Origin of the sequence: Microbacterium sp. PMB16 (genome assembly GCF_051294855.1) — a bacterium.
GTDB lineage: Bacteria > Actinomycetota > Actinomycetes > Actinomycetales > Microbacteriaceae > Microbacterium.
Genome location: NZ_CP145908.1, coordinates 3,519,393 through 3,530,663 on the forward strand (window position 1 = coordinate 3,519,393; position 11,271 = coordinate 3,530,663).

An 11,271-nucleotide genomic window follows, 5' to 3' on the forward strand; every position below is an offset into this window, starting at 1 on the left:
GCATGCTGGAGTGGTGACCTCTCGATTGGTGGACCAGCTCGGCGCGCAGAGCGTCGCCGGCGCGACCGCAGCGGCGCTGGCAGGACAGATCCGCGCACTGATCCTCGACGGACGCCTCACCGTCGGTGAACGACTCCCCAGTGAGCGTGCTCTCGCCCTGGAGCTGCGCCGGTCGCGGTCGACCATGACGCGCGCGTACGACCTGCTCGAAGGCGACGGCTACGTCGCCCGTCGCCAGGGTGGCAGCACGCGCGTGGCGCTCCCGCACGCCTACATCTCGCCACGCGAGCACGAGGACGAATCGGCCATCGACCTGTCCATCGCATCCATGGACTCCACGCCGGGGCTGTATGACGCGACGGTCCGTTCTCTTCCTCGGCTCGCCACCCTGCGAGGAACGAGCGGCTATTCCCTGCGCGGCCTGCCGGAGCTGAGGGATGCGGTCGCTCAGCGATTCACGCAGCGCGGTGTGGCGACCTCCGCAGATGAGATCATCATCACCTCCGGCGCGCTGAACGCCCTCAATCTGGTGCTCGCGACGATGGGACGACGTGGAGAGCGTGCCGTCGTGGAGCAGCCCACCTTCCCGCACGCGCTCGAGGCGATCCGACGGCATGGTTACCGCCTGCTGCCCACACCGGTGGACGTGGAGGGGTGGGATGCCGTTCACCTGTCCGAACTGCTGTTGGAGAGTCGTCCGCACATCGCCTACCTGATCCCCGACTTCCACAACCCCACCGGAGCGACGCTGCCGGACGCTGCTCGATCACGACTCGCGGCGACCGCGCGGAACACCGGCACCCACCTCATCGTCGACGAGACGACCGCCGAGCTCGATATTGATCGCGGCTGGGCGCCGCGTCCCATGGCGGCGTTCGGGCCGCACATCATCACGGTCGGTTCGATGTCGAAGATCGCGTGGGGCGGCATGCGTCTCGGGTGGATCCGCGCCGAGCGGTCGCTCATCTCCCGCCTGCTCGCGGTGCGGCCATCCTTCGAACTCGGCACCGCACTCCTCGAACAGTGCATCGCCATCGAGCTGCTCGCCGAGATGCCGGCTCTCACCGCGCACGTGCGCTCGCGCCTCGAAGCAGGGCGGGCCGCAGTCGCGGCGGGTCTCGAGACCATCGAGGGCGTGCGGATGCCGCACACGAACGGCGGTCTCTCCGTCTGGGTGGACCTCGGTGCACCCGTTTCGACACTGCTGTCGCTCGCGGCACGCGAGCACCGCTTAATACTGCCACCCGGCCCGAGGTTCACCACGGGCGGTGTGCTGGAGCGGCGCCTCCGCATCCCGATCACGCTCCCGCCCGCACGGACGACGGAGGCGATGGACCGGCTCCGACTCGCCTGGACGGATGTGCGGGAGGGAGACTTCTCGCACCGCGACGAGCTTCCCCGTGCCGCGGTGATCTGACGCCTCACGACGAGGACCCCGCCCCTTTTTGGGGCGGGGTCCTCGTCATATGGAGCGGGGATACGTCTTCTCAGCATCCGGGACGAATCACCGGCATCCGATACTCACGCCTCCCCGGCTCCAGGTCTCTGAAGTCGGTCACCCGACCTTGTGCAGCCAGACGACGCGCGCGTCGTCGCTGGCGTGACGGAACGGCTCCAGCTCCTCGTCCCAGGCCGAGCCGAGGGCCACGTCGAGCTCACGCTGGAGCTCGACCGCGCTGCCCGCGGCGATCTCCATGGCGTAGCGGATACGGTCCTCACCGACGACGATGTTGCCGGCGGCATCCGTCTGCGCGTAGTGGATACCCAGGTCGGGAGTGTGCAGCCAACGGCCGCCGTCACTGCGCGGCGTCGGATCCTCGGTGACCTCGAAGCGCAGATGCTCCCAGCCGCGGATGGCGGTCGCGAGAGCTGCACCGGTGCCGACAGGGCCGTCCCAGTAGAACTCCGCGCGGCGGGCACCATCGAGAACGGGCTGTTCCGCCCAATCGAAGTTCACCGCACGCCCGATAGCGCGACCCACCGCCCATTCCAGGTGCGGGCAGAGCGCGCGAGGCGCAGAGTGGATGAACACCACTCCGCGTGCGTAAGCCGTCGCCATGATCTCTCCGTTTCATCAGGTGCGTCTTCCCCAACGACCTGAACCAACGAGAGTGGCGTGAATATGCGGTTATGCGCCCATTCTCGCCTACCCCGGGCGAAATCACAAGCATGTAGTTCCCACAGAAAGGCCCCGGTCACAGGGACCGGGGCCTTCGGGCGCCTCGACAAGCTCAGCAACCCAGGAGGTGGGGTTACGCCTCGCTCATCGCCTGCTTGACCTGCTGGCCCTTGGCTGCGTAGTACGCGGCGCGAGCGGCATCCTTGCGGGCCTGCTCGGCGTAGCCGGCCTCGAGGACGTCCTGCGAGACCTCGTAGTTGGGGACGTCGTCGGTGCCGTTGTACTTCTCGATGTACGCGTCGAGCTCAGGACCCGAGGTCCATGACGTGATCAGGCAGTAACGCGGCTCGTCTCCGTTGTGCGTCGCGGCGTGCCAGAGACGCTGCGTGTCGACGATGAGCTGCGCACCGGCGGGCAGAGCGATCCGGTACTCGATGCTCGGGTCGGTGCGGTTCTCCCGAAGGACGAAGAAGCTGTCCTTGTCATCGGTGAGGTTGAAGAACCCGCGCACGACCCAGCCGGTGCCATCCGGGTTCAGACGGTTGTTGTCGTCCTGGTGCAAGTTGTAGAGGCATTCGCCGTACGGCGTCGGCTGCAGCTCGATGACGCGGCAGCGCCCGACGTTGGCACCCGGCTCCTGCGCACGACGGGTGAGGTTCGGCGCCTTCTCGATCTGCGAGTCGATCCAGACGCCGTCCTTGTCGGTGCGCGGCGGCTTGTGGTTCCAGAAGCCGTTGCACTCGATGTCACCGAAGGCACTGGCGAGCGGCGCGAAGCGGGTGTCACCCGACGACTTCCAGTCGTTGTACTCGATGTCGAGCCACTCCTTGGGGTCGAGCTCCTGGTTGTAGCTGTCGAGGACGACGAATCCCTTTTCCTCGAGGGCAGCGGACTTGATGTATCCCATGATCTGAGTCAGATCCTTTCATCGGGGGCCAGCACGTTTTAACAGGCCCTGATAAGGCAAGCCTAACAGCGACGACCGGAAGCGCCTCAGAGGTCGGCCGTGCATAACCGAATAGACTGGATCGGGCGCCCGGCGAGTCCGCGGTGCCCGGCGCTACGGGAGGACGAGACACCAGCATGAGCACCGCGACCAACGTCGAGGCGACAGCAGTCAACACGATCGAGTGGCTCGCGGCAGGGTCGAAGACGATCGTCGTGCCGGTGTATCAGCGCCAGTACCGCTGGGACATCGGCGGGTGCGAGCGGCTGCTCTCCGACATCCGTGCCGTTGCTCGCGAAGACGACTCCCACCGGCATTTCATCGGCTCCATCCTCTCCGCCGAGGACGGCCCCTCGTCAGACGCCGACCTGATCCTCATCGACGGTCAGCAGCGCATCACGACGCTGATGCTGCTCGTGGCCGCCCTCCACCATGCGATCCGAGACGCCGACCCGGTGACCGCGGGCGAACTGGAACGGGTACTGGTACGCCCCGACGATCCCAGTCGCACGAAGCTCCGACCCCACGACGCCTGGGCGGAGTTGTACGAGTCGGTCGTGCTGGATCGCCGCGACGACGTGGACCGCGAATCCCGCTTCGACGACAACTATGCCTTCTTCCGCAGCCAGATCCACGTCGACGAGGTCCCGCGGATCTGGCGAGGATTGCAGCGGCTCGAGCACGTCTCGATCACCCTCGGCACCGAGGCGAACGCGCAGCAGATCTTCGAGAGCCTGAACTCGACCGGCGAACCGCTGCGCGACCACGAGCTGATCCACAACTACATCCTGATGGGGCTGACCCACGCCGAGCAGGTGGACGTCGAGTCGCGCTACTGGATCCCGATCGAGAAGCACACCGGCGAGGCGATCGGAGCCTTCTGGCGGCACTATCTGGTGCTGATGACCGGCCGCGAGGTGGCGGCGAACGGCGAGCACGGCGTGTACAGCGCCTTCCGGAAGTCATTCCCCCGCGTCGATGTGACGCGCCTCCAGGCGGATGCCGAGAACTGGCGGCATTTCGCGGAGATCTACGGCATCCTCCTCGATCCGTCTCTGGCAGCGGATGCCGAGTTGACGCAGCAGCTGCGCTACGTGAACACGTTCGGTCGATCGTCGTACCCGCTCGTCATGAGCGCGTACAGCGACCATGTGCGCGGCGTCATTCCCCGAGAAGAGCTCATCGAGACCCTCGAGTGGATCCAGGCGCTGCACCTGCGCCGCACCCTGGTGAATCTCCCGGGCGAGCGCCTGATCGCCCGGTTGTGCCGAGCCAGAGCGGCCGGCCGTGACTCGCTGGCCCGTGCCTTCGCGCGGATCACCCCGTCCGACGAGCGTGTGAGCGCGGTGCTCAAGTACAGCGAGCTGCCGCACGCCGCCTACGTTCTCGGACGGCTGGAGGGCGTCGACGACGTCGACGGCTTCGATGTCGAGCACGTCGTACCCGCCGCCCCCGGCGACTCCTGGTCGGGCGACGGGCTGCGCCCGTGGAGCGAGTACAGCGAAGACGAGCAGAACAGCCACCGCGCGCTCGCGCCCACACTCGGCAATCTCACACTGCTCGAGCAGCCGCTGTCCGAGCGTGTGTTCGGGTCGCCCTTCCCGGTCAAGCGCGATGAGGCGTACAGACGGAGCATCGTGCCCGCCACGCGCGCACTCGCCGACAGCACCTCCTGGAGCACGGCCTCGATCTCTCAGCGCACGCTCTCACTGACGAACGACGTCCTGCGGATCTGGGCTCGGCCCGCTCTGCCGGAGATCGACGACGACGGCCTGACCCCGATCCTGGATGCCGTCCGTCGCCGCGGCTGGCCGGCTGGGAGCGCGAGTTCGACTACGTCGAGTACCGCGGAGAGCGCTGGGAGGTCCCAGACGTCAAGTACCTCTTCAATCGGGTCTTCAGGCGCGCGTGGACCGACACCCGGGCCGCGGCTCTCCGGTACTGCGCCGAGCACGGCGGTCCGATCTACGACGAGATGGCCTGGAAAGGGCAGTGGGATGACCTCGACGACTCCCACTTCCTCTACATGGGCTGGGACTCGAACTACATGATGACCGCCGTGCAGGGGGTGCTGGACGAGTCCGGCATCGCCGCGGAGGTCTTCGTCAAATACTCCTACATAGGGAATGTGATGTGATGACGACCGTCAAGAGCGTGACGCGCCACCTGCTGGATCTCACCGTCGAAGAGCACACGCTCACCGTCCCCCTGGTCTGGGGCGACCCCACCGACACGCGGACCATCGATGTGTTCGCGGCCGTCGTGTCGCGTGCGGGTGGCGAAGACCTCCCCTACCTGGTGTTCCTCCAGGGCGGCCCGGGCCACGAGGCTCCGCGTCCGTTCCACTCGTCGACGTCGCCCGCATGGCTCGACGAGGCTCTCGCCCACTATCGCCTCGTGCTGCTCGACCAGCGCGGTACTGGCCGATCCACGCCGGTCGGGGATGGCGACCTCGATCGCGGCGCGGCGTCCGTCGCCGAGTACCTCACTCACCTCCGCGCCGACGCGATCGTGCGCGACTGCGAGGCGGTGCGGGAGCACCTGGGCGCTGCGACCTGGAGCGTGCTCGGGCAGTCGTTCGGCGGCTTCACGACGCTGGCCTACCTCACGACGGATGCCGGTTCGCTCGAGGACGTCTTCATCACCGGCGGGCTCAGCACGGTCGACCGCCACCCCGATGACGTCTACGCGCTCTGCTACGACAAGATGCGCACGGCATCCGAGCGCTACTACCGCCGCTTCCCGGAGCATCGCGACGCCATGCGGCGCCTCGTCGATCTGGCGGATGCCGGCGGGATCGTGCTTCCGGATGGCGAGGTCGTCTCGCGGTCTCGCCTGCGGTCTGCCGGCTCTGCGCTGGGCACCAACGACGGCTGGCAGACCCTGTGGTCTCTTCTCGAGCGGGATCCGACGTCCAACGCCTTCCGGCACGACCTGATGCACGCGATGCCGTACAACGGGCGGAACCCCCTCTACTTCGCGTTCCACGAGTCGAGCTACGCGAGCGGGCACGCGACCCGCTGGTCCGCGGAGCGCACGGAGCCCGCCGACTTCCGCGACGATCCGACGCTCTTCACCGGCGAGCACATCCGCCGAGAGTGGACCGAGTCGGTACCGGCGTTCCACCCCTGGCGTGATGTGGCCCTCGAGCTGGCCGAGTTCGAATGGCCGAAGATCTACGACGCCGAGACGATCGCCGCCTCCGGTGCGACCGGTGCTGCCGCCGTCTACGTGAACGATGTCTACGTCCCCCTGGAATTCTCGCTGGAGACCGCGCGACTGCTGCCCGGAGTCGAGCTGTGGGTCACGAGCGAGCACGAGCACAACGGACTGCGCTCGGGACCCGTGCTGACGCACCTGATCGATCTCGCGCACGGGCGCCGCATCCGCTGACGATCTCCTCCCGTGGGAGGATGCCGGGCGATGGACGGCCGACCTATCCTGTCTCTATGAACGAGATCGCGTCCTGGGTGTTGCTGGCCGTCGTGTTCGCCATGGTGCCCGGTCTCCTGATCTTCGGCTTCACACACACGTTCTCGCGCAAGCCGGTCGAGGAGAAGTACGAGAACGCCACCGCGGGCGGTCTGGGCGGCGCATTCGACGCGGTCTGGTCTCCGACCGCGCATGAGGCCGACCAGGAACGCGATCGGCAGACCCAGCGGACGGCACCCGCTCCCGCGCCCGGGGATCCGCTGCGCAGGATCGACGGCGATCGCATCGTCATCGATATCTGAACTTCACTGTGGAATGACGAAGGCCCCACACTCCGAGGAGTGCGGGGCCTTCGTGACAGCGGTCGTTACTTGGACGAGCCGCCGAAGCCCTTGAAGCGCTGGTTGAACTTCTCGACGCGACCGGCCGAGTCCATGATGCGCTGCTTGCCCGTGTAGAACGGGTGCGAGGCGGAGGAGATCTCGACGTCGATGACGGGGTACTCCACGCCGTCCAGCTCGATGGTCTTGGTGGCGTTCACGGGGACCGTGGAACGGGTGAGGAAGGTCTCTCCCGAGCCGAGGTCGCGGAACACGACAGCCGTGTACGTGGGGTGAATGTCAGTCTTCATGGGATTCCTTAGTTGCTGCCCTGGATTGTGCCAGGGACGAGGGAAGTCTGCGGCGCGGTGAGCACCAAGGATCGATTCTATCAGTACTTCGAAACGCTGGGTGACTCGGTTCAGGATGCCGCGCGGGCGGCGTACCGACCATCTTCGGAGCTGAGCGCGATCGGCATCCCGAAGGCCTCGCTCAGAGCCTCGGCCGTGAGCGTCTCGGCGATCGGGCCTGCGGAGACGACGCGCCCCTCGCGCAGCAGCATCACGTGGGTGAATCCGACCGGGATCTCCTCGACGTGATGGGTCACCATGAGCATGGCCGGCGTCGTCGGAGAAGACGCGTAGCCGCTGAGCAGTGCGAGAAGCTCTTCCCGCGAGCCCAGGTCGAGAGAAGCCGTCGGCTCATCGAGCAGCAGCAGTTCGGGGTCGGTCATCACGGCTCGGGCGATCTGCACGCGCTTCTGCTCGCCGTCGCTCAAGGTGCCGAAGGTGCGCTCAGCCAGGTGGTCGAGTCGCCAGTCGCCGAGCACCCGGAGGGCGCGGCGCTCGTCGATGTCCTCGTAGCTCTCGTTCCAGCGGCCGAGCACCGAGTACGCGGCGGTGAGGACGGTGTTGAGCACCGTCTCGTCGCGCGGTACCTGCTTGGCCATCGCGGACGAGGCGAACCCGATGCGCGGACGCACTTCGAACACGTCGGTGCGCCCCAGGGTCTCCCCCAGCACGGCGACCGTGCCGGACGTCGGATGCATCAGCGTGTCGGCCAGCTGCAGCAGCGTGGTCTTGCCTGCACCGTTGGGGCCGAGGATCACCCACCGCTGATCGTCGTCGACCTGCCAGGTCACGTGATCGATGATGTTGCGCCCTTCGCGGCGCACGACGACGTCGGTGAATTCCAGAGCGATCGACATGCCTCCAGCCTATCGGCTCAGTCGGTCAGCTCCGCGTACAGCGCGCGCGTTGTGTCGGCGATGGCGCCCCAGCTGAAGTCGTCGCGTGCGCGCTCCCGACCGGCCTCGCCGTACGCTCGCGCCCGCTCGGGATCCATCGCCACCTCGGCGAGCACGGATGCCAGGTCCGACACGTAGCGCTCCGGGTCGACGGGCGTCCCGGTGCCGTCCTGCAGCTGCTCGATGGGCACGAGGCGCCCGGTGACGCCGTCGGCGACGACCTCGGGGATGCCTCCCGTCGCGGTGCCCACGACCGCCGCACCGCAGGCCATCGCCTCGAGGTTCACGATCCCGAGCGGCTCGTACACGGACGGGCAGACGAAGGTCGTCGCCGCCGTGAGGATCGCGGACAACTCGTCGCGGGGAAGCATCCGCTCGATCCAGATGACGCCGTCGCGGCTCTGCTGCAGGAGGCGCACGCCCTCCTGCACCTCCGCCATGATCTCCGGGGTGTCCGGGGCGCCGGCGCAGAGCACCAGCTGCACCTCCGGAGGGAGCAGGCGCGCGGCCTGGAGCAGGTACGGCAGCCCCTTCTGACGCGTGATGCGACCGACGAACACGACAGACGGCCGGTCGGGATCCATGCCGATGGAGCGCAGGAACGCGGCATCCTGCACCGGTCGCCAGCGCTCGACATCGATCCCGTTGTGGATCACGCGCACCTTGGCCGGGTCCACCGCCGGATAGCTGCGCAGGATGTCGCCACGCATGCCGGCGCTCACCGCGATGACGGCAGCGGCGTTCTCGTAGGCCAGCTTCTCGATACCGCTCGACACGGCGTACCCGCCGCCGAGCTGCTCGGCCTTCCACGGACGCAGGGGCTCGAGGCTGTGCGCGGTGAGCACATGCGGGATCCCGTGCAGTTGCGATGCGAGGTGACCGGCGAAGTTCGCGTACCAGGTGTGACTGTGCACCACGTCGGCGTCGGAGATCGCCGCGACGATCTCGAGATCGGTGCCCAGGGTCTGCAATGCGGCGTTCGCATCAGCGAGCTCGGCGGGTGCCCGATACGAGAAAGTGCCCTCCTCATCGCGTGCTGCGCCGAACGCCCGCACCCGGACGTCGATGCTCTGACGGAGCGCCGTGACGAGTTCCGCGACGTGCACACCGGCCCCACCATAGATCTCCGGCGGGTATTCCTTGGTGATCATCTCGACTCGCATGCTTTAGACGCTAGTGACTCACTTGTCCAGACGCTAGTGAGGGGAGCTTCCTGGCATCTAGGGTGGAGCCATGTCCGCTCCAAAGAAGATCTTCGGGATCATCCTCGCCGGAGGCGAGGGCAAGCGACTCATGCCCCTCACGGCTGATCGCGCCAAACCGGCTGTGCCGTTCGGCGGACAGTACCGATTGATAGATTTCGCGATCTCCAACCTGATCAACTCGGGTCTGAGACAGGTCGTCGTGCTCACGCAGTACAAGTCGCACAGCCTCGATCGCCACATCTCCCAGACCTGGCGCATGTCGGCGCTGCTGGACTCGTATGTCGCATCGGTCCCCGCGCAGCAGCGACTCGGCAAGCGCTGGTTCTCGGGATCCGCAGACGCGATCCTGCAGAGCATGAACCTGATCAACGATGAGAAGCCCGACATCGTCGTCGTCATCGGTGCGGACCACGTGTACCGGATGGACTTCCGGCAGATGCTCGACGCGCACATCGCATCGGGCGCGAAGGCGACGGTCGCCGGCATCCGCCAGCCCCTCGCGCTGGCGTCGCAGTTCGGCGTGATCGACGCGGATGCCGAATCGGGCCGCATCAAGCAGTTCCTCGAGAAGCCGACCGACATCGCCGGCCTCGAGGATTCCCCGCACGAGGTTCTCGCCTCCATGGGCAACTACATCTTCGACACGGATGCGCTGATCGCCGCCGTGGAAGCCGACGGCGAATCGCCCACCTCGGGACACGACATGGGCGGCGACATCGTCCCCTACTTCGTCGACCGCGGCGAAGCCGGCTACTACGACATGAAGCAGAACGAGGTCCCCGGTTCCTCGCCACGTGACCGGTCCTATTGGCGCGACGTGGGAACGATCGACTCGTTCTTCGACGCGCACCGCGATCTGATCTCGACGCTGCCGATCTTCAACCTCTACAACATGGAGTGGCCGATCCACTCGCAGGCGGTCAACTCCCCGCCGGCGAAGTTCGTCCGCGACTCGGTCGGCCGCATCGGCAATGCGATCGACTCGATCGTCTCGCTCGGCTCCGTGCTCTCGGGCACGCACCTCGAACGCAGCGTGGTGGGCCCCTGGACACTGGCCGGCGGCGGCTCGACGATCACCGACTCGGTCGTCTTCGACCACGTCCGGCTGGGCCAGGGCGCCCGCGTGCACCGGGCGATCCTCGACAAGAACGTCGTGTTGGCAGACGGCGCGACCGTCGGAGTCGATCGGGAGCGCGACCTCGCTCGCGGCTTCACCGTGACCGAGTCCGGGATCACCGTGGTCGGCAAGGGCGTCTTCATCGAGCGCTGACGCGGTCATGCGGCGCAACGAGGCTGCGGGCGGTCGCTAGGCTCGAAGGCGTGACCGCTGCGCGATTCCTCGTCGTCCTCGATGCCGATTCCACCCTCATCCGCAATGAGGTGATAGAGCTGCTCGCCGACGAGGCGGGTCGTCGAGACGAGGTCCAGGCAGCGACCGAAGCGGCGATGCGCGGCGAGGTGGACTTCGCAGCGAGCCTGCGGTCACGGGTGGCTGCCCTCGAGGGCGTGCCGGTTTCGGCATTCGAACGCGTGCGCGCACGCGTCGAGCCCACTCCCGGGGTGCGCGACCTGACCGCGGCCGTACATGAGCGCGGCGGTGTCGTCGGCGTCGTCTCGGGTGGCTTCCACGAGATCCTCGACAGCATCGCACCGGATCTCGGAGTAGACCGCTGGCGTGCGAACCGGCTCGAGGTCGCAGACGGTCGGCTCGCGGGCCGCGTCTCCGGCGAGATCGTGGACGGCGCCGCGAAGGCCGCGTCCCTCCTGCAGTGGGCGGCGGAACTCGGCGTCTCTCCCCGAGCGACAATTGCGATCGGCGACGGCGCGAACGATCTGCTGATGATGGGCGCCGCGGGACTCGGACTGGCGTTCAATGCGAAGCCCGCGGTGAAGCAGGCGGCGAGCCTCGTCATCGGCCCGCAGAACCTGGCCGAGGTCATCCCGCTGCTGCCGTAGGACGCTCCGGCACCGATGAACATCCGGTGCCCACTTCGTGACCACGG

Annotated in this window: 11 protein-coding genes; 6 read left to right on the forward strand and 5 right to left on the reverse strand. The window is 67.3% G+C overall.

Annotated features, from left to right (window positions below; translation table 11 throughout):
• Window positions 1–13 precede the first annotated feature (13 nt).
• Window positions 14–1,417 (forward strand): PLP-dependent aminotransferase family protein, encoded by a 1,404-nt coding sequence (locus V5D55_RS16935; RefSeq protein ID WP_435745238.1) that lies wholly within the window; start codon window positions 14–16, stop codon window positions 1,415–1,417.
• A 138-nt stretch (window positions 1,418–1,555) separates the two neighbouring features.
• Here V5D55_RS16935 and V5D55_RS16940 read toward each other — a convergent pair whose 3' ends face one another.
• Entirely contained in the window at window positions 1,556–2,059 is a 504-nt protein-coding gene (locus tag V5D55_RS16940; protein WP_435745240.1) for a DUF3145 domain-containing protein, read from the reverse strand.
• A 193-nt stretch (window positions 2,060–2,252) separates the two neighbouring features.
• Window positions 2,253–3,026: a hypothetical protein gene (locus V5D55_RS16945; protein ID WP_435745242.1), complete on the reverse strand. Its 774-nt coding sequence runs from the start codon at window positions 3,024–3,026 to the stop codon at window positions 2,253–2,255.
• A gap of 176 nt (window positions 3,027–3,202) precedes the next feature.
• Between V5D55_RS16945 and V5D55_RS16950 the strand changes: the two genes are divergently transcribed.
• From V5D55_RS16950 to V5D55_RS16960, 3 genes are all read left to right on the forward strand, one after another.
• A complete protein-coding gene (locus tag V5D55_RS16950) occupies window positions 3,203–5,116 on the forward strand; it encodes a DUF262 domain-containing protein (protein ID WP_435745244.1) in 1,914 nt (637 codons plus the stop codon).
• Between the two features lie 85 nt (window positions 5,117–5,201).
• Window positions 5,202–6,458, forward strand: a complete 1,257-nt coding sequence (locus V5D55_RS16955) for an alpha/beta fold hydrolase (protein WP_435745246.1) — start codon at window positions 5,202–5,204, stop codon at window positions 6,456–6,458.
• A 56-nt stretch (window positions 6,459–6,514) separates the two neighbouring features.
• Window positions 6,515–6,799, forward strand: coding sequence for a hypothetical protein (locus V5D55_RS16960; RefSeq protein WP_435745248.1), 285 nt, complete (start codon window positions 6,515–6,517; stop codon window positions 6,797–6,799).
• Between the two features lie 65 nt (window positions 6,800–6,864).
• Here the strand turns inward: V5D55_RS16960 and V5D55_RS16965 are convergent, their stop codons facing one another.
• From V5D55_RS16965 to glgA, 3 genes are all read right to left on the reverse strand, one after another.
• Window positions 6,865–7,128: a type B 50S ribosomal protein L31 gene (locus V5D55_RS16965; protein ID WP_307373706.1), complete on the reverse strand. Its 264-nt coding sequence runs from the start codon at window positions 7,126–7,128 to the stop codon at window positions 6,865–6,867.
• 110 nt (window positions 7,129–7,238) lie between these two features.
• A complete protein-coding gene (locus V5D55_RS16970; RefSeq protein WP_435745250.1) occupies window positions 7,239–8,024 on the reverse strand; it encodes an ABC transporter ATP-binding protein in 786 nt (261 codons plus the stop codon).
• Window positions 8,025–8,041: 17 nt separating this feature from the next.
• Window positions 8,042–9,226, reverse strand: a complete 1,185-nt coding sequence (glgA, locus tag V5D55_RS16975; RefSeq protein ID WP_435745252.1) for a glycogen synthase — start codon at window positions 9,224–9,226, stop codon at window positions 8,042–8,044.
• 70 nt (window positions 9,227–9,296) lie between these two features.
• On the opposite strand from glgA, the gene V5D55_RS16980 reads away from it, so the two are divergent.
• Both V5D55_RS16980 and serB read left to right on the forward strand, forming a co-directional pair.
• A complete protein-coding gene (locus tag V5D55_RS16980; RefSeq protein WP_435745254.1) occupies window positions 9,297–10,538 on the forward strand; it encodes a glucose-1-phosphate adenylyltransferase in 1,242 nt (413 codons plus the stop codon).
• A gap of 50 nt (window positions 10,539–10,588) precedes the next feature.
• Window positions 10,589–11,224, forward strand: a complete 636-nt coding sequence (serB, locus tag V5D55_RS16985) for a phosphoserine phosphatase SerB (protein ID WP_435745257.1) — start codon at window positions 10,589–10,591, stop codon at window positions 11,222–11,224.
• Window positions 11,225–11,271 lie beyond the last annotated feature (47 nt).